This window comes from Aquabacter spiritensis (assembly GCF_004346185.1).
Lineage (GTDB): Bacteria > Pseudomonadota > Alphaproteobacteria > Rhizobiales > Xanthobacteraceae > Aquabacter > Aquabacter spiritensis.
Genome location: NZ_SMAI01000012.1, coordinates 1 through 17,022, shown reverse-complemented (window position 1 = coordinate 17,022; position 17,022 = coordinate 1). Strand labels below are relative to the sequence as shown.

The 17,022-nt window shown below is 66.9% G+C and carries 16 protein-coding genes; 10 read left to right on the top strand and 6 right to left on the bottom strand.

Annotated elements, in window-relative coordinates; translation table 11 throughout:
* Positions 1–104: 104 nt before the first annotated feature.
* Both phnF and EDC64_RS17170 read left to right on the top strand, forming a co-directional pair.
* Positions 105–869: a phosphonate metabolism transcriptional regulator PhnF gene (gene phnF / locus EDC64_RS17175; protein WP_132033641.1), complete on the top strand. Its 765-nt coding sequence runs from the start codon at positions 105–107 to the stop codon at positions 867–869.
* On the top strand, positions 866–1,477 hold the full coding sequence (locus EDC64_RS17170) for a pyridoxamine 5'-phosphate oxidase family protein (RefSeq protein WP_132033639.1): 612 nt from the start codon (positions 866–868) through the stop codon (positions 1,475–1,477). Before phnF ends, EDC64_RS17170 begins: the two co-directional genes overlap by 4 nt.
* 9 nt (positions 1,478–1,486) lie before the next feature.
* On the opposite strand, the gene phnE (EDC64_RS17165) is transcribed toward EDC64_RS17170, so the two are convergent.
* The 5 genes from phnE (EDC64_RS17165) to EDC64_RS17145 all read right to left on the bottom strand — a co-directional run bounded on the left by phnE (EDC64_RS17165) (position 1,487) and on the right by EDC64_RS17145 (position 7,021).
* The gene (gene phnE, locus EDC64_RS17165; RefSeq protein WP_132033637.1) at positions 1,487–2,350 is read right to left on the bottom strand and encodes a phosphonate ABC transporter, permease protein PhnE; all 864 of its coding nucleotides are present in this window, start codon (positions 2,348–2,350) and stop codon (positions 1,487–1,489) included.
* Entirely contained in the window at positions 2,347–3,231 is an 885-nt protein-coding gene (gene phnE, locus EDC64_RS17160; RefSeq protein ID WP_207916124.1) for a phosphonate ABC transporter, permease protein PhnE, read from the bottom strand. The genes phnE (EDC64_RS17165) and phnE (EDC64_RS17160) overlap by 4 nt, the downstream gene beginning before the upstream one ends.
* A gap of 88 nt (positions 3,232–3,319) precedes the next feature.
* A complete protein-coding gene (gene phnD, locus EDC64_RS17155) occupies positions 3,320–4,231 on the bottom strand; it encodes a phosphonate ABC transporter substrate-binding protein (protein WP_132033633.1) in 912 nt (303 codons plus the stop codon).
* Positions 4,232–4,280: 49 nt separating this feature from the next.
* On the bottom strand, positions 4,281–5,093 hold the full coding sequence (phnC, locus tag EDC64_RS17150; RefSeq protein WP_132033631.1) for a phosphonate ABC transporter ATP-binding protein: 813 nt from the start codon (positions 5,091–5,093) through the stop codon (positions 4,281–4,283).
* Positions 5,094–5,761: 668 nt separating this feature from the next.
* A complete protein-coding gene (locus EDC64_RS17145; RefSeq protein ID WP_132033629.1) occupies positions 5,762–7,021 on the bottom strand; it encodes an amidase in 1,260 nt (419 codons plus the stop codon).
* 161 nt (positions 7,022–7,182) lie between these two features.
* On the opposite strand from EDC64_RS17145, the gene pdxY reads away from it, so the two are divergent.
* The 4 genes from pdxY (at position 7,183) to EDC64_RS17125 (ending at position 10,989) form a co-directional block, all read left to right on the top strand.
* Complete coding sequence (gene pdxY, locus EDC64_RS17140; RefSeq protein ID WP_132033627.1) at positions 7,183–8,031, top strand: pyridoxal kinase PdxY; 849 nt, start codon at positions 7,183–7,185, stop codon at positions 8,029–8,031.
* 68 nt (positions 8,032–8,099) lie between these two features.
* Positions 8,100–8,990 (top strand): PhzF family phenazine biosynthesis protein, encoded by an 891-nt coding sequence (locus EDC64_RS17135; protein ID WP_132033625.1) that lies wholly within the window; start codon positions 8,100–8,102, stop codon positions 8,988–8,990.
* Positions 8,991–9,154: 164 nt separating this feature from the next.
* Positions 9,155–10,252: an alkene reductase gene (locus EDC64_RS17130; protein ID WP_132033623.1), complete on the top strand. Its 1,098-nt coding sequence runs from the start codon at positions 9,155–9,157 to the stop codon at positions 10,250–10,252.
* The gene (locus tag EDC64_RS17125) at positions 10,249–10,989 is read left to right on the top strand and encodes an NUDIX hydrolase (protein WP_132033621.1); all 741 of its coding nucleotides are present in this window, start codon (positions 10,249–10,251) and stop codon (positions 10,987–10,989) included. The genes EDC64_RS17130 and EDC64_RS17125 overlap by 4 nt, the downstream gene beginning before the upstream one ends.
* Here the strand turns inward: EDC64_RS17125 and EDC64_RS17120 are convergent.
* Entirely contained in the window at positions 10,980–11,297 is a 318-nt protein-coding gene (locus tag EDC64_RS17120; protein ID WP_132033619.1) for a hypothetical protein, read from the bottom strand. The genes EDC64_RS17125 and EDC64_RS17120 overlap by 10 nt on opposite strands.
* A 358-nt stretch (positions 11,298–11,655) precedes the next feature.
* Here EDC64_RS17120 and EDC64_RS17115 point away from each other — a divergent pair, with 358 nt between their 5' ends.
* The 4 genes from EDC64_RS17115 to EDC64_RS17100 all read left to right on the top strand — a co-directional run bounded on the left by EDC64_RS17115 (position 11,656) and on the right by EDC64_RS17100 (position 16,856).
* Positions 11,656–13,227, top strand: coding sequence for a 2-isopropylmalate synthase (locus EDC64_RS17115; protein WP_132033617.1), 1,572 nt, complete (start codon positions 11,656–11,658; stop codon positions 13,225–13,227).
* Between the two features lie 388 nt (positions 13,228–13,615).
* A complete protein-coding gene (locus tag EDC64_RS17110) occupies positions 13,616–14,596 on the top strand; it encodes a tripartite tricarboxylate transporter substrate-binding protein (RefSeq protein ID WP_132033615.1) in 981 nt (326 codons plus the stop codon).
* Between the two features lie 288 nt (positions 14,597–14,884).
* The gene (locus EDC64_RS17105; RefSeq protein ID WP_132033613.1) at positions 14,885–15,346 is read left to right on the top strand and encodes a tripartite tricarboxylate transporter TctB family protein; all 462 of its coding nucleotides are present in this window, start codon (positions 14,885–14,887) and stop codon (positions 15,344–15,346) included.
* A 10-nt stretch (positions 15,347–15,356) separates the two neighbouring features.
* Positions 15,357–16,856 (top strand): tripartite tricarboxylate transporter permease, encoded by a 1,500-nt coding sequence (locus EDC64_RS17100; protein WP_132033611.1) that lies wholly within the window; start codon positions 15,357–15,359, stop codon positions 16,854–16,856.
* The last annotated feature ends 166 nt before the right edge of the window (positions 16,857–17,022 follow it).

The following is a 17,022-nucleotide window of genomic DNA, read 5'->3' as shown; positions in this document are numbered from 1 at the left end:
CGTCCGCATTCCCTGGGCGCGCACCTCTTACCGCGCTGGACAACATTTGTATAGTAAAATATACAAATGCGACGGGTGGCAGGATTCGGTGGGACCAGCGGACTATGGACAGTTTCGATCACGTCTCCATGACGGGTCCGGACGCGGGGGATGTGACGCGGGGCACCGGCGTTTCGCTGTGGAAGCAGATCGCTGCGCGCCTGGAATGGCAGATCGCCGCGGGCCAGTATCCGGCCGGCGCCCGGCTGCCGGTCGAGTCCGAATTGTCGCTCCGCTTCGGCGTGAACCGGCACACGGTGCGCCGGGCCCTGGCGGTTCTGGCCGAGAAGGGCCTGATCGAGGCGACAGCCGGGCGCGGCACCTTCGTGAAGGAGCCGCCGATCCGCTATCCTATCGGCCCGCGCACGCGCTTCAGCGAGATCGTCTCGGCCGGCGGGCGCGAGCCGTTCGGCCGCTGCCTCGGCTCGCAGGTCGAGCCGGCGGACGCGGAAGTGGCGCGCGAACTCGGCCTGACGGAAGGAACGTCCGTCTTGTGCATCGAATCGATGCACGAAGCCGACAGCGTGCCGATCTCGTTCGGGCGCGCCTATTTCCCGCTTGATCGCTGCCGCGATCTCGATCTCGTCTATTCCGCGACCGGTTCGTTGACGCGTGCATTGGCGACGCTGGGCATTCAGGATTATCGTCGGCGCGAGACCCGGATTTCCGCCCGGGCGGCCAACGAACGCGAGGTCGACGTGCTGTCATTGACTCCTGGACGATCGGTCCTGGTGCTCGAACGGGTGGACGTGGAACTCGACGGCACGCCGCTGCAATGGGGCCGCTCGAGCTTCGTCGCGGACCGCGTCCAGCTGGTGATCAAGCCGTGAGCCGGATCGAAACGCGGGACGCGCTGCGCGCCATCTATCCGGCGGCGCGGGGGCGCAGCGTGGAGAAGGTGCTCGCCCGGCTCGATCCGCATTGCGCCCGCTTCATCGGCCTCAGCCCGTTCGTGCTGCTCGCGACGCGCGGCGCGGGGGGCGGGCTCGACGTGTCGCCGCGCGGTGACCGGCCGGGCTTCGTCGCGCTCGAGGATGCCCAGACGCTGTTGCTGCCGGACCGTCCGGGGAACAACCGGCTGGACAGTCTGGAGAACATCCTGGACGACCCGCATGTCGGGCTGCTGTTCCTGATCCCCGGCGTGGACGAGACGTTGCGGGTGAACGGGCAAGCGGAAATCCATGCCGGGGGGCCGTTCGCCGCGCGATTCGCGGTCGCCGGCAAGCCGCCGGCGAGCGTGCTGCGGATCCGGGTGGAGGAGGCCTATCTCCATTGCGCGAAGGCGCTGATGCGCGCCCGTTTGTGGGATCCGGAAGCCCGGATTGCGCGCAGCGCGCTGCCGACCATGGGGCAGATGCTGAAGGACCAGATCGGCGGCGCGGAGCCGGCGGAGGACCAGGAGGAGATGCTGCGCCGCTACCGCGAAGTGCTCTATTGAGCCCGGCGGTCAGGCCGTCACGGCCTTCCGGCCGATAATGGCGAAGCGCAGGCGCGAGGAGATGAGGTCGATCACCGCCACCATGATCAGCATCATCAGGATCAGGAAGCTGACTTTCTGCCATTCCAGCACGCGGATCTGCTCGGCCAGATGCAGGCCGAGCCCGCCCGCGCCGACGATGCCGACGATGGTCGACTGGCGGGCATTGGATTCGAAATAATAGAGCATCTGGCTCGCCAGGACCGGCAGGACCTCCGGCAGCATGCCGAACCGCACCGCCTGCGGCTTCGAGCCGCCGGTCGAGACGATGCCCTCGACGGGCTTGCGGTCGGACGCTTCGACCGCCTCGGAGAACAGCTTGCCGAGTTCGCCAATCGAGGCGGTGGCGATGGCGAGGATGCCGGCGAACGGGCCGAGCCCGACCACGGTGACATAGATCAGAGCCCAGATCAGCTTGTCGATGCCGCGCAGCACGTCCAGCACGCGGCGCACCGCGACGTGAAAGGCCGGATTGGCGATCACGTTCTTCGCGGCGAGGAAGCCGAAGGGCAGAGCCAGCGCCGCGCCGGCGAAGGTGCCGAGGAACGCGATGGCCAGCGTCTCGCCGAGCGCGTCGAGATAGAGCGGAAGCTGGGTGCCAGGGTCGGGCGGCAGCATCAGCGTGACGAAATGGAGCAATTGGCCGATCCCGGTGCCGAGCCGGCCGATGGAAAAGCTGAGGTGCCAGAGCGCATAGACCGCGAGCGCGGCGAGCGCGGCCAGGAGCGCCACGGTGAACATGCTGCGCGGGTGCACATTGCTCGCGAGCTGTGGGTGCAGCGCGAAGAGGCGGGCGCGCTCGGCGTCCGTGGGCGTGAGCCGGGCGCGGATCATCGGCCCTGCTCCATGCCGATCAAACCGTGGCGGATGCGCTCGGTGACGAGGTCGATGATCACGACGGTCGCGATGATCAGCAGCAGGATGGCCGAGACGTCGGAATAATAGAATTTGCGGATCGCCTCGACCAGATCCTGGCCGATCCCGCCGGCGCCGACGAAACCCATGATGGCGGCCTCCCGCACATTGATCTCGAAGCGCAGCAGGCCGTAGGAGGTGAAATTGGACAGGACCTGCGGCAGCACGGCGAGCCGCACCGTCTGGGTCCAGCTCGCCCCGGTGGCGGTCGCGCCCTCGACCGGGCGCATGTCGATATTCTCCACCACCTCGGCGAACAATTTGCCGAGCGCGCCCATGGTGTGGATGGCGAGCGCCAGAACCCCGGGCATGGCGCCGAGGCCGAAGGCGACCACGAAGAGCAGGGCGAAGACGATTTCGGGGACGGTGCGGAAAAGCTCCAGCAGACGCCGCACGGACAGGCGGATCCAGGGCGAGCGGACCAGATTGGCGCTGGCGAGGAAGCACAGGCAGAAGGCGCCGATGCCGCCGATCAGCGTGCCGAGATAAGCGATGAGAATGGTATCGAACAGCAGCTTCAGCCAGCCGTCGAGGTTCCAGTACCATTCGGCGAGATCCGCGCCGAGGCTGTCCCACCGCAGGGTCGGGGTGATGTTCCAGAAATATTGCCCGAGCCGATGGGCATTGGCGGCGAACACGCCGGGCCGCACCTCGCCCGCCCAGCAGGACAAAGCGATGCAGACCAGGATCACCGCCGCGACGATCAGGCTGTGGCGCCGCCGCGCCGCGAGCGCCGCATCATAGTGGCGGGCGAGCGGCGCGATCTGGTCGGGCGGGAGCTGGATGACGGCGTGGGCCAAGAGCGGCGGTCCTCGGGCGGCGGACGGTGAGGGCGGACTTCGGCGCCGCCCATGCCCGGGCGGACCCGGGCATGGGCGGCGGAGAGGCTCAGGAGCCCTTCTTCTTGCGCAGGTCGTCGACGAACTTGTTGAGGTCGACGATCGCCTGGTAGGACGAATTGTCCACCGGCTGCCACACCAGCTGCTTGCCTTCATAGATCTTGTCGAAGGCGGCCTTGTCGTTCTTCTCGATGCTGAAGAAGGCGTCGCGGATCTTCGCCTTGAGATCGGCGGGCAGGCTGTCGAGATAGGCCAACGGCGAGTTCACGATCTGGTCGGACGTGAAGATGATGCGGTAGTCCGCATATTTCGCCATGCCCTTGCGCTCCATGCGCATCAGGTTGGATTCCTTCTCGTCGTTCCACCAGTTGAACGCCGCGTCGCAGGTGCCCTGCATCACGCCGATCACCGCGTTTTCGTGCGAGCCGGCATAGACCACCTTGCCGAAGAACTGGTCGGGCGTGATGCCCATCTTGTTCATCGCGAAGCGCGGGACATTGTTGCCCGAGGTGGAATTGGGATCGACGAGGCAGAGATTCTTGCCCTTGAGATCGTCGATCGACTTGTAGGGGCTGTCGGCCTTCACATAGAGCACCGAATGATAGCCCTTGGTGCCGTCTTGGTTCACCTCGATGGCGAACGCCTCGATCTTCGCACCGGTCATCAGGGCCCGGGCGAAAGAGGAGGGGCCGTAGGAGGCGATCTGGATGTTGCCCGCCCGCTGGCCTTCGATCACCGCCGCATAATCGTTGGCGATGCGCAGCGTCACCTTGGTGCCGAGCTGCTTGGTCAGATAGGTGATGAGGGGGGTGTAGCGCTCGGTCACGCCCGAGGCATTTTCCGCCGGGATCACGGCGAACACCAGCTCGGGATATTGGGCCTTCCAATCCTGCGCGCTTGCGGCGCCGGCGGAAAGCGTGAACGCCGCGGCGGCGGCGATCAGGGTACGGCGGGTCAGCATGTCTCGCTCCTCGAGGACGCGGGGAATGGATACGCGGGAAAAGCGTCGGTCACATCGCGACGGCGGCGCCGGCCAGGGCCTCGCTCGTGCGGTCGGGTGCGGATTGGCCGACATCCATCACCTCGCCGGCCTCGAGGCCATAGAGGTCGTGGGCCACCGCGTCGGTCAGCGCCTCGGGGGCGCCGTCGAACACCACGCGTCCCGAAGCCATCCCGACCAGCCGGTCGCAATAGGACCGGGCGAGATCGAGGGAATGGAGGTTGACGAGAACGGTGATGCCGAAATGCTTGTTGATCCGCAGCAGCGCGTCCATCACCACCTTGGTGTTGCGCGGGTCCAGCGAGGCGATCGGCTCGTCCGCCAGGATCAGGCCGGGCTCCTGGACCAGAGCACGCGCGATGGCGACCCGCTGCTGCTGCCCGCCCGAAAGACTGTCCGCCCGCTGCGGCGCCAGTTGCGCCATATCGAACTGGTCGAGCGCGGACAGGGCGAGCGCCTTGTCCTCCGCGCTCCAGGCTTTGGTCATGGCGCGCCAGGAGGGCATGGTCGACAGGCGGCCCATCAGGACGTTGGTGAGAACGTCGAGGCGGCCGACCAGATTGAATTGTTGGAAAATCATCGCCGCCTGGGCGCGCCAGAGCCGCAAAGCGCGCCCTTGGAGCGCGGTCACGTCGCGGCCGTCGAACACGATCCGGCCCGCGGTCGGTTCCTGGAGGCGGTTGACCATGCGCAGAAGGGTCGACTTGCCCGCGCCGGACCGCCCGATGACGCCGACGAACGATCCCTGGCCGACATCCAGATTGACATCGCAGACCGCAAGCTTGTCGCCGAACTTGCAGGTCAGTCCTTCGATCACCAGCATGTCGCGCTCCGCTGCACGTGCGAAGGGGATAATTCGGGAGCGCAACAGGCATGTGACGACGGGATGAAACGGCCGCTGCTTTTGTGGGCAGGCGTCGTGGAAGTGTCACAGTGCGGAAGGAGACCCACTGCGGGCAGCATTCCCGAAAGCCCCACCTTGATGTCTCCGCCGCCGCCACGGTCTGGGTGGGCGGCGCCGCGCGATCGGGGCATGGCGGCGCGGGGAAAGCTCAGTCGGTCCGGACGAGGCCCGTCCGGACGAGCCCCGTATCAAGACGGTGCGAACGATGACCGCACAAACGACGACGGCGCCGGAGAGGTGTCTCTCCAGCGCCGTCCGATCGGCCGATCCTTGTTCTTATCGTTATGGCGAAGGTTTCCTGGACGGGGAGACCGCTCTCAGATCACTCCGGCGACCACCGCGCCGATAAAGGCGAGGGCGGCACCCAGTTTGAGTAGATCGAGCGTCGAGTCGCTTGGCACGTTCCAGGACCTTTCCAGGCCGATCGTCTAAGCAAGCTTAGCAAAGACGACGGCGTAGAAAAGCAAATAAATCTGCCGCGCTGCACGCAAATGCCATGCATTGCACCACGGCTGTTGTGAAACGGCTTTGATGTCAGAGCCTAAGCCGTATCGCGGTGCACGACATGAGGAAAAAATATACAATATTCAATTCGCCAGGGCCCGCTCCAGAAAGGCTGCGGACAGCAGGGCGGCCCGATCCCTGCCGAACCGGCCCACGATTTGAACGCCGACGGGCAGGCCCTGCGCGTCCGCGCAGCCCGTCACGTTGAGGCACGGCGTGCCCATCAGGGTCCAGAGGCGGTTGAAAGCGGGCGAGCCTGTGGTCTCGAAGCCGGCCGGTGCCGCGCCGGGGGCCGAGAAGGTCAGCAGCATGTCGTAATCCGCGAACAGGTCGCCGAGGCGCTGGCGTGCGCGCTTGGCGGTGCGGCGGGCCTCGTCATAGGCGTCCGGGGTTACCGCCGCAGCCCGCGTCAGATAGGCCGCGAGCACGGCCGAGAGCCGGTCGCGGTGAAGGTCGAACTCGTCGGCGAGGGCGAGATTGCCCTCGAAGTCCTGGATAACGGGGTGCGCGGCGTCGGCCGCCTCGATTTCGTCGGGCAGTGCGATCTCCCGCACGACGGCCCCGGCCCGCGTGGCGGCCGCGATGGCGGCATCGAGCGCGGCATGGCTCGCAGGTTCGGCGAGATGGGCGCGGGCGGTGCGGACGACCGCGATCCGCGGCGCCTGCGCCACCGCATCGCCGATATCGAGATCGCGCCCGGTCAAGGCGGCCGCGGCGAAGCCGACGTCGCACACCCGCGCGCCGAACAGGCCGAGCGTGTCGAGATGCCAGGAAAAGGTCTTCATTCCGACAGTGGGCAGCGTGCGAAAAGTCGGCTTGTAGCCCGTGACGCCGCAGAACGCCGCGGGCCGGATCACGGATCCACCCGTCTGCGTGCCGAGCGCCAGCGGCACCATGCCGGCGGCGACGGCCGCCGCCGAGCCCGACGAGGATCCGCCCGGCGTGTGGGTGAGGCGCCGCGGATTGCGCGTGCCGGCGGGTTGCATGAAGGCGAATTCGGTCGTCACGCTCTTGCCGATGACGAGGCCGCCCGCCCGCTTCACCTGGCGCACGACTGCCGCGTCGGCGGCCGGCCGATGGCCGGCATAGAGGTCGGATCCGTACTGCGTGGGCAGATCGCGCGTGTCGATCACGTCCTTGATCGCGAGGGGGAGGCCCGCGAGCGGGGCGGCGGCGAGGCCCGGAACGGCGGCGGCGGCTTCGGCCCCCGCGATGTCGAGGGCCGCGAAGGCGCCGATTTCGGGATCGCGCGCGGCGATCGTCTCGGCGCACCGTGCGACGAGGTCGATCGGCGAGAGCCGGCCGGACAAGAGTTCGAGGGCGAGATCGCGGGCGAGCAGCATGGACGGGGCGCCGTATCAAGAGGAGCTGTGCCGCCTTTGCACGCGGCTGCGCAGCGCGCAAGGCCGGGTCCCGCCGGGGCTGGAAGGGACCGCAGATTCTCTTTGTGTCGCCGCGAAATGCGCGGTAGCTGGCGGTGACTTCCCCAGTGCGGCGTGCCCCCATGAATCTGATGTCGATCCAGTCCCATGTGGCCTATGGGCATGTCGGGAATTCCTCGGCCGTGTTTCCGCTTCAGCGCCTCGGGGTCGAGGTGTGGCCGATCCACACCGTCCAGTTCTCGAACCATACTGGCTATGGTGCCTGGCGCGGGCAGGTGTTCGATGCCGGCGGCATCGGACAGATCATAGAAGGCATTTCCGACGGCGGGTGGCTCGGCGCCTGCGACGGGGTGCTTTCCGGCTATATGGGATCGGCAGAGATCGGCGCGGCGATCCTCGATGCCGTGGCGCGCGTGCGCGCCGCCAATCCGGCCGCCGATTATTGCTGCGATCCGGTCATCGGCGATGTCGGGCGCGGCGTGTTCGTGCGGCCGGGAATTCCCGAATTCATGCGCGACGCCGCCGTCCCCGCGGCGGACGTCCTCACGCCGAACCAGTTCGAGCTGGAACTGCTCTCCGGCATCGCCGTCGCCACCCATGCGGATGCGGGGCGAGCTTGCGACCTGCTGCATGCGCGCGGTCCGAAAGTGGTTCTCGTCACCTCGCTGCACGGCGCCGAGACGCCGGCCGATTCGCTCGATCTCCTCGCCTCCGGCCCGGACGGGCGCTTTCTCCTGCGCACGCCGCGTCTCGACATCTCGCTGAACGGCGCCGGCGATGCGATCGCCGCGCTGTTCTTCCTGCACCTGAAGCGCTCCGGCAGCACGGCGGCAGCCCTGAGCGCGGCCGGATCCGCGATTTTCGGCCTTCTGAAGCGCACGCACGACGCCGGTTCGCGCGAATTGTTGTTGGTGGCGGCGCAAGAGGAATTCGTCCGGCCCTCCCACGTCTTCACGCCGCAGGCGATCTGACGCCAGTATGTCACCTTGCGTCCGACACAATCGGGCGCGCCTGAAATCCTCGGAAGCCCGGAGCCCCGATGCCCCGCCGTTACGTGACGCTCGACGTCTTCACCTCACGGCCGTTCGGCGGCAATCCCCTGGCGGTCGTGCTCGATGCCGTCGGCCTCGACGATGCGGCGATGCAGCAGATCACCCGCGAGTTCAACGTCTCCGAGACGGTCTTCGTGCTGCCGCCGCGCGATCCGGCGCACCGCGCGCGCATCCGCATCTTCACCACCGCCCACGAAATGCCGTTCGCCGGCCATCCCACGGTCGGCGCGGCGGTGCTGCTGGCGCTCGAAGACAAGAGGACCAAGGGCTCATTCCTCCTCGAAGAGCAGATCGGCACGGTGCGGTGCGAGGTCGCGACCGAGGGGCCGCGCAAGGGGAGCGCGACCTTCATCGTGCCGCGCCGCGCCGAGCTGGAAGACGTGGAAATGTCGCGCGGCGACTGCGCGAACGCGCTCAATCTGTCCCGCGACGATGTCGGCTTCGATGCCCACCGGCCGCTGGTCGCGTCCGCGGGCGTGCCGTTCCTGTTCGTCCCGGTGGCCAATTTGACCGCGCTCGCCCGCGCCCGGCCGGATGAATCCGCCTTCATCCGCTCGCTCGGATCCTACGGCGAAGCCCTCTTCCTCTATACGCCGGACGAGGAGGGGGATGCGGACTATCGCGCCCGTATGTTCTCGCCCGGCCTCGGCACCGAGGAGGATCCCGCGACCGGGGCCGCCGCCGCCGCCTTCCCGGCGGTGCTGATGGATGCGGAGCCGCGCGTCGACGGGCACCATAAGGTGCGGATCGACCAGGGTTTCGAAATGGGGCGGCCGAGCCGCATCAATCTCGGCTTCCAGGTCACCGGCGGCCGGGCCGGGGAGGCGACGATCGGCGGCGCGGCCGTGGTGATCGCCGAGGGCATTCTGCATTTGTGACATCACCGCCCCGTGCGGGACGAGTGCGCCTCGGGGACGGGCAAAGCGATGCGACGGCCGGCTTTGCCGGAGCGTGGGTCCGACGCCCCTTGGCGCAGGCGCGATCGTCGCTATGTCTACCGCGCCGCACAACGGCCGGTTCGACGCTCGATGAAAGGCGCCCCATGACTTCCGCGACCTCTCCGCTCTTCCAAGGCTACCGCCTCGGGGACATGTCCCTTCCCAACCGCATCGTGATGGCGCCCTTGACCCGCAACCGGGCCGGGGCCGGCTTCGTCCCGTCCGACCTCGCCGCGGACTATTATGCGCAGCGTGCTTCCGCCGGCCTCATCGTCACCGAGGCGACCCAGATCTCCCAGCAGGGGCAGGGTTACCAGGACACGCCCGGGATCTATAGCGACGCCCAGGTCGCGGGCTGGCGCAAGATCACCGATGCTGTTCATGCCAAAGGCGGCCACATCGTCGTCCAGCTCTGGCATGTCGGCCGCGTCTCGCACAGCTCGCTTCAGCCGAACGGCGGCGCGCCGGTCGCGCCGTCCGCGATCCCCGCCAACACCAAGACGTTCGTCAACAACGGCTTCGCCGAGACGTCGCCGCCGCGCGCGCTCGATGCGTCGGAAATTCGCGGCATCGTCGAGGATTATCGCCGCGCGGCCGCCAATGCCCTGAAGGCGGGGTTCGACGGCGTGGAGGTGCATGGCGCCAACGGCTATCTGATCGACCAATTCCTGCGCGACGGGGCGAACCAGCGCACCGACCGGTATGGCGGATCGATCGAAAACCGCGCCCGCTTCCTGCTCGAGGTGATGGCGGCGGTGATCGGCGAGATTGGGGCCGCGCGCACCGGTCTGCGCCTCTCCCCGGTGGCGCCCGCCAACGGCCTGTCCGACAGCGCGCCGCAGCCGCTGTTCGATCATGTGATGGACGAGTTGGAGAGGCTCCATCCGCTCTATGTCCATGTCGTCGAGGGCGCGACCCAGGGCGCCCGCGACATCGCGCCGGATTTCTCGTTCGCCGCGCTGCGGCGCCGCTATTCCGGGGCCTGGATGGTCAATAACGGCTACGATCTCGCTTTGGCCGAGCGCGTGCTCGCCGCCGGAGAGGCGGACCTCGTCGCGTTCGGCCGGCCCTTCATCTCGAATCCGGATCTGGTCGAACGCCTGCGCCGGAACGCGCCCCTCAACCCCCTCGATCGCGACACCCTCTATGGCGGCGGCGCCAAGGGCTATATCGATTATCCGGTGCTGGAGCCGGTCGATTGACGCGGACCCCCGCACGCATCACCCGCATCGCCCGCCTCGATTTGCGGGTCGAGGCGGGGGGATGGCCGGAAGCGGAGGCCCACCGCGCCGAAATCGACGCCGATTTCGCCCGCCGGACGGCGGCGAACCCGCATCTGTGGAACGGCCGCGTGATCCTGATGCGGGACCATGCCATCCGTGACGGCGCCCTGATCGGGCGCTGCATCGAGACCGACTTTGCCGCCTTCACCTGGTGGCGGGCGCGCGGCAAGGCCGATCTCGGCGTCGTCAACGTGTTTTCGCTCGCCGCGCTCGAAGGCGCCGACGGCGCCTTCGTGATGGGGGTGATGGGCGATCATACGGCGAGCCCGCGGCAGGTCTATTTCCCCGGCGGCACGCCCGACCCCACCGATGTGGCGGACGGCCGGCTCGATCTGGCGATGTCGGTGGTGCGGGAAATGGCGGAGGAGGTCGGCCTGCGCCCAGCGGAGGCCGATGCGGAGACTTGCGCGGAGAGTTGCGGTGAGCGTTGGGTCTGGGACGTCGTCGAGGACGGGATCTATGTCTGCCTCATGCGCCGGTTCGTCTTCGCCGAGACCGGTGCCGCGCTCGCGGCGCGGATCCGGCGGTTCCTGTCCGCCGAAACGCGGCCGGAGCTGAAGGATGTCCGCGTGATCGCCGCGGCGGCCGATCTCGATGCCGCCGTCGTCCCGTTCGCGGCGGACTATGTCCGCTGGCGCTGGACGGGTCAGGGGTAACCGTAGCGCGCACGGATCGTGGCGAGCTCAGCGCGGGCCTGGGCGTCGTGTCCCGCCTGGCACGCGGTCCGGACCGCGCCGAGATCACCGGTCATGCGGGCATGGACCGCGGCGTTGAGGTGGCCCGTCGCCTTGTCCGCGTCGATCACGCGCTGGAAATTTACGAGCGCCGCCGCGCAGCCTCCCGCCCCGCCGGTGGCGTCCGCGGCACCCGCCGGCGCCGTTGCGACAATCGTGGGCGTGGGCGATGGGCCGGTGGTGCAGCCGGCGAGGAGAAGAAGAACGGGGAGAAGGACGGCGCGGCGCATCGGGCGCTCCTGTCGCGATGTGGCCCGAGCCAAGCCTGAAGCCAATCCCCCGCCGCCGCAACCCGCCTTGTCTCGCCAGCGGTTTTCCGCTATCAGCCGAGATCTAGAGCTGTTGAGAGCGAGCCTGAAGCCGTGTCGTCCCGTTCGACGATCTGTGCCGGTACCGCCTCCCGCACCCCTCGGGTGACGGGCGACGCTCTCATTTCGCGCGCGCTGCTTCTCCTTAGCCGCCCCTGAGGGCCGGCCGGGCGCGTGCGCCTGGGCACTCAGGGGATGCGAGCCGCCGACCAAGACAGCCACGAAGCGCCATCCGGCAGGTCCCAGGGCGCGACCGCCGAGACCGACAAGGACGCGACACATGAATGCGCAGCAGGATTCCGCCGCCGGCTCCGACAAGGACCGCGTGGTCATTTTCGACACCACCCTGCGCGACGGCGAGCAATGCCCCGGCGCGTCGATGACGTTCGAGGAAAAGCTCGAAGTCGCCGAACTGCTCGACACGATGGGCGTCGACATCATCGAAGCCGGTTTCCCCATCGCCTCGGTCGGCGATTTCGAATCCGTCGCCGAGATCGCGCGGCGCACCAAGCGGGCGGTCATTGCGGGCCTCGCCCGGGCGATTCCGGGCGACATCGCCCGCGCCGGCGAAGCGGTGCGCCACGCCCGCCGCGGGCGGATCCACACCTTCGTTTCGACCTCGCCGATCCATCTCGAGCACCAGATGCGCAAGACGCAGGCGGAGGTGCTGGAGATCATCGCCGCCACCGTCACCCAGGCGCGCAATTTGGTCGAGGACGTGGAATGGTCGGCGATGGACGCCACCCGCACGCCGCTCGACTATCTCGCGCGATGCATCGAGGTGGCGATCAAGGCCGGGGCCACCACCATCAACCTGCCCGACACGGTGGGATACGCCACGCCGGACGAATATCGCGCCATGTTCCGCACCATGCGCGAGACGGTGCCGAATGCCGACAAGGCGATCTTCTCCGTGCACTGCCACAATGATCTGGGCCTCGCCGTGGCGAATTCGCTCGCCGGCCTGGAAGGCGGCGCGCGGCAGATCGAGTGCACGATCAACGGCATCGGCGAGCGGGCCGGAAATGCCGCGCTGGAAGAGGTCGTCATGGCCCTGTCGGTGCGGCGGGACGTTCTGCCCTACAGCACCGGGATCGACGCGCGCATGCTGACCCGCGCCTCGCGTCTGGTTTCGGCCGTCACCTCCTTCCCGGTCCAGTACAACAAGGCGATCGTCGGACGGAATGCGTTCGCCCATGAGAGCGGCATCCACCAGGACGGCATGCTGAAGCACAATCAGACCTACGAGATCATGACCCCTGAGAGCGTCGGCGTGTCCAAGACCTCGCTGGTCATGGGCAAGCATTCCGGCCGCGCCGCCTTCCGCGACAAGCTGAAGGCGATGGGCTACGAGCTGGGCGAGAACGCGCTCAACGATGCCTTCACGCGATTCAAGGACCTCGCCGACCGCAAGAAGGTGGTCTATGACGAGGACATCGAGGCGCTGGTCGATCAGGGGATTGCCGCCGCCCACGACCGCATCCGCCTGCTCTCCCTCTCGGTGATCGCCGGCACGCGCGGCCCGCAGCGCGCGACGATGCGGCTCGAAGTCGACGGCCGCCCGGTGACCGAAGAGGCCGAGGGCAATGGCCCGGTCGATGCGACCTTCAACTGCATCAAGGCGCTGGTGCCCCACGCGGCCAAGCTCGACCTCTATCAGGTGCACGCCGTCACCGAGGGCACGGACGCCCAGGCCGAAGTGTCGGTGCGCCTGGAGGAGGACGGCAAGGCCGTGACCGCGCGCGCCGCCGATCCCGACACGCTGGTCGCCTCCGCGCAGGCCTATATCACCGCCCTCAACAAACTGATGCGCAAGCGCCAGAGCGTGAACCCCCAGGCCGCCGCGGGCTGAAGCCACGATCAGAGGCGTTCGCGGCGCGGCCGCCGGCGGGTGGCCGCGCCTTTTCTTCGCCTCGGGACCGGCAAAGGCTTGCGATCAGGCGGCTCCGCGGCCCGCGGCTCCAAGCGGTTCGCGGCGGTCCACTCCGTGGGTTCCGTAACGAAATCCGAAGAAGAGAAAAGACGAACGCCAATCCAGCGGCGGACCCGCCTGTCGAACCGCCCGGATCCGATGGCTGATTTCGCCGGCTTTGCTGCGATGCAACATGGCTCTCATGCTAAAGTTATGCGGCCAAACCAGTGGCGGCCCTTGACGGAGGGGCAAAAGCCGGCCTTCAACAAAGGCGGGCATTCGCTCGAAAATTGAAAAGACCCGCCTGAGGGCTCCAGGAGGTTATCCCATGAAATTCAAGCATGCGGTCGTGGCGCTCGCCGCGTTCCTCGGATTGGCCGCCACCGGCGCCGAGGCACAGACCGCTTATCCCACACGTCCGATCACCGTCGTCGTCCCGTTCGCGGCGGGCGGCCCCACCGACACGGTCGCCCGGCTGATCGCCGAATCCATGAGCAAGACGCTGGGCCAGCAAGTCCTGGTCGAAAATGTCGGCGGCGCGGGCGGCACCCGCGGCGCCGGGCAGGTGGCGAAGGCCGCCCCCGACGGATACACCCTGCTGATCCACCATATCGGCCAGGCGACCGCGGCGACCCTCTATCGCAAGCTGCCCTACAACGTGCTGACCGATTTCGAGACCGCCGGCCTGATCACGCCGGTTCCGATGACCATCATCGGCAAATCCAATCTCGAGCCCAAGACCGTCGGCGACCTGATCACCTACATCAAGGCGAACAAGGAAAAGGTCACCTACGGCAATGCCGGCGTGGGCTCCGCCTCGCATCTGTGCGGCATGCTGTTCATGTCCAAGGTGGGCGCCCAGATGACCACCGTTCCCTATCAGGGCACGGCGCCGGCCATGAACGATCTGATCGGCGGCCAGATCGACCTGATGTGCGACCAGACCACCAACACGACCGGCCAGATCAAGGGCGGCAAGGTGAAGGCCTATGCGGTCACCACATCGGGCCGGGTGAAGTCGCTGGGCGATCTGCCGACGCTCCAGGAGAGCGGCATGAAGGATTTCGAAGTGACCATCTGGCACGGCATGTACGCGCCGAAGGGAACGCCGAAAGACATCATGGACAAGCTGAACGCGGCGCTCAACACCGCGCTGGAAGATCCGAAGGTGATCGCGCGTTTTGCCGACCTCGGGACCGAGCCGGAGACGAAGGACCGGCGCAGCCAAGCGTTCCACAAGCAATTCCTCGCCGACGAGGTTGCGAAATGGAAGCCGATCATCCAGGCGGCGGGTGTTTACGCCGATTGATCGCAGTGCGCGAAGCCTAGCAATTTCGGGCTTGCCTTGAATGGCTTGGGCGGGCGGATGTCTCCACATCCGCCCGCCATTTTCATGTCGGTGCGACTGGGTTATTGATCGGCGTGAGTGGTAGAAAGTGCCGCAGCGGCATGCCTTTACTGATAGAGAGATGGACTTTTTGTTCGACTTTCGCAGCATAGTCAGTATGTTCTGCGGCCGGGCGCGAGGCCCTGCTGAAGGCGGGATGCCCCGGCTCGCCAAAGGCAAAAGCAAAATTTTTTCGGGGGAGGGGGGGATATGAGTTTTATCCGCAGTCCTAAGGACGTCCTGTCCGGTCTTCTGTTCCTGGCGTTGGCGGCGCTGTTCGCGTGGCAGGCCAGCGATCTGCCGATGGGATCGTCGGTGCGCATGGGCCCCGGTTACTTCCCGATGGTCCTCTCCGGCATCATGGCGCTGTTCGGCTTGATCGTCCTGATCAATGGCCTGCGATTCGACGGCGACCGGACTTCCGCGATCGCATGGCGCGGCGTCATCATGCTGACCCTCGCCACCTGCTTCTTCGGCTTCTTCATGCGTCCCCTCGGCTTCCTGCCGACGTTGGGCGTGACGGTGTTTCTGTGCACGCTCGCGAGTTCGAAGTTCCGCCTCATGACCGCGCTCATCAGCGTCGCCGTCATGGTGGTCTTCGCCTGGGCGGTGTTTATTGTGGGACTCGGCCTGCCTTTGCAGCTCGTCGGCCCTTGGCTCGGCGGCTATTGAGGAGGGCGTCATGGAACTTTTTGACAATCTGGCGCTCGGCTTCTCGGTCGCTTTCACGGCCCAGAACCTTCTCTACTGCTTCGTCGGCTGCGTCCTCGGCACGCTGATCGGCGTTCTCCCGGGTCTCGGACCGGTGGCGACGATCGCGATGCTGCTGCCGATCACCTTCGGCCTCCCGCCCGTTTCGGCCCTGATCATGCTCGCCGGCATTTATTACGGCGCGCAATATGGCGGTTCGACGACCGCGATCCTGATCAATCTGCCGGGCGAATCCTCCTCTGTGGTCACCGCGATCGACGGCCATCAGATGGCGAAACAGGGACGGGCCGGTGCGGCGCTCGCGACCGCCGCGCTCGGCTCCTTCTTCGCCGGCACGGTGGCGACTTTCCTTTTGGCGCTGTTCGCCCCGCCGCTCGCGGAATTGGCGCTTCAGTTCGGCCCGCCGGAATATTTCGCGCTGATGGTTCTCGGTCTCGTCGCCTCCGTGACGCTGGCTTCGGGCTCCGTCATCAAGGCGCTTGCGATGATCGTCCTGGGTCTCCTGCTCGGCCTGTCCGGACAGGACATCTATACCGGTACGCCGCGATTCACCTTCGACGTCCAGGAACTGGCCGACGGGTTCGACTTCGTCGCGCTGGCCATGGGCGTGTTCGGCATCGGCGAAATCATCCGCAATCTCGAGGACGAGAAGCAGCGCTCTCTGGTCGCGGCCAAAGTGTCGAGCCTGATGCTGACCATGGACGAGTTCAAGAAAATCATCGGGCCGGTTCTGCGCGGGACGGTGATGGGCTCCTTCCTCGGCATCCTTCCGGGTGGCGGCGCGATGCTCTCCTCCTTTGCCTCCTACTCGATCGAGAAGAAGATCTCGAAGGATCCCAGCCGGTTCGGCAAGGGGGCGATCCAGGGCGTCGCGGGGCCGGAAAGCGCCAACAATGCCGGCGCGCAGACTTCCTTCATCCCGATGCTCACCCTCGGAATTCCGTCCAACCCGGTGATGGCGCTCATGATCGGCGCGCTGATCATCCAGGGGATCACGCCGGGGCCGAACGTCGTCACCGAAAAGCCGGACCTGTTCTGGGGCATCATCGCCTCGATGTGGATCGGCAATCTGATGCTGGTCCTGCTCAATCTGCCGCTGATCGGCATCTGGGTGCGCCTGCTGACCGTGCCGTACCACATCCTGTTCCCGGCGATCATGGCGTTCTGCTGCATCGGCGTGTACAGCGTGAACAACAACACGTTCGACGTCTATACGATGGCGATGTTCGGGCTGTTCGGCTACATCCTGGTGAAGCTGGACTGCGAGCCGGCACCGCTGCTTCTCGGCTTCGTCATTGGACCGATGCTCGAGGAATATTTGCGACGCGCCATGCTGATCTCGCGCGGCGATCCGACGGTGTTCGTCACCCGTCCGATTTCTGCCGGTCTGCTGGCGGTCGCCGTCATCGCCCTCGTCATTGTCCTGCTGCCCTCGGTGAGCAAGACGCGCGAGGAGGCCTTCAAGGAGTGAGCCGCCCCCGGCGTCAGCCGGGATGGCAGCGTCCACCGCCTTCGAAAGAGCGCCGTCCCCGGACGGCGCTCCAGACCGCTGACAAACCCCGTCGATTTTTCGGCGGGGTTTTTGTTTGGGTTGGGGCCGGTCGGTTTTTGGCTATGGCGTCGGTCGATTTTGGGGG

Excerpts from the sequence above, each read along its gene's own strand:
- phnF (WP_132033641.1), top strand. The coding sequence starts at position 105 with ATGGACAGTTTCGATCACGTCTCCATGACGGGTCCGGACGCGGGGGAT.
- phnE (WP_132033637.1), bottom strand. The coding sequence starts at position 2,350 with ATGATCCGCGCCCGGCTCACGCCCACGGACGCCGAGCGCGCCCGCCTC.
- phnD (WP_132033633.1), bottom strand. The coding sequence starts at position 4,231 with ATGCTGACCCGCCGTACCCTGATCGCCGCCGCCGCGGCGTTCACGCTT.
- phnC (WP_132033631.1), bottom strand. The coding sequence starts at position 5,093 with ATGCTGGTGATCGAAGGACTGACCTGCAAGTTCGGCGACAAGCTTGCG.
- EDC64_RS17145 (WP_132033629.1), bottom strand. The coding sequence starts at position 7,021 with ATGCTGCTCGCCCGCGATCTCGCCCTCGAACTCTTGTCCGGCCGGCTC.
- pdxY (WP_132033627.1), top strand. The coding sequence starts at position 7,183 with ATGAATCTGATGTCGATCCAGTCCCATGTGGCCTATGGGCATGTCGGG.
- EDC64_RS17135 (WP_132033625.1), top strand. The coding sequence starts at position 8,100 with ATGCCCCGCCGTTACGTGACGCTCGACGTCTTCACCTCACGGCCGTTC.
- EDC64_RS17130 (WP_132033623.1), top strand. The coding sequence starts at position 9,155 with ATGACTTCCGCGACCTCTCCGCTCTTCCAAGGCTACCGCCTCGGGGAC.
- EDC64_RS17120 (WP_132033619.1), bottom strand. The coding sequence starts at position 11,297 with ATGCGCCGCGCCGTCCTTCTCCCCGTTCTTCTTCTCCTCGCCGGCTGC.
- EDC64_RS17115 (WP_132033617.1), top strand. The coding sequence starts at position 11,656 with ATGAATGCGCAGCAGGATTCCGCCGCCGGCTCCGACAAGGACCGCGTG.
- EDC64_RS17110 (WP_132033615.1), top strand. The coding sequence starts at position 13,616 with ATGAAATTCAAGCATGCGGTCGTGGCGCTCGCCGCGTTCCTCGGATTG.
- EDC64_RS17105 (WP_132033613.1), top strand. The coding sequence starts at position 14,885 with ATGAGTTTTATCCGCAGTCCTAAGGACGTCCTGTCCGGTCTTCTGTTC.
- EDC64_RS17100 (WP_132033611.1), top strand. The coding sequence starts at position 15,357 with ATGGAACTTTTTGACAATCTGGCGCTCGGCTTCTCGGTCGCTTTCACG.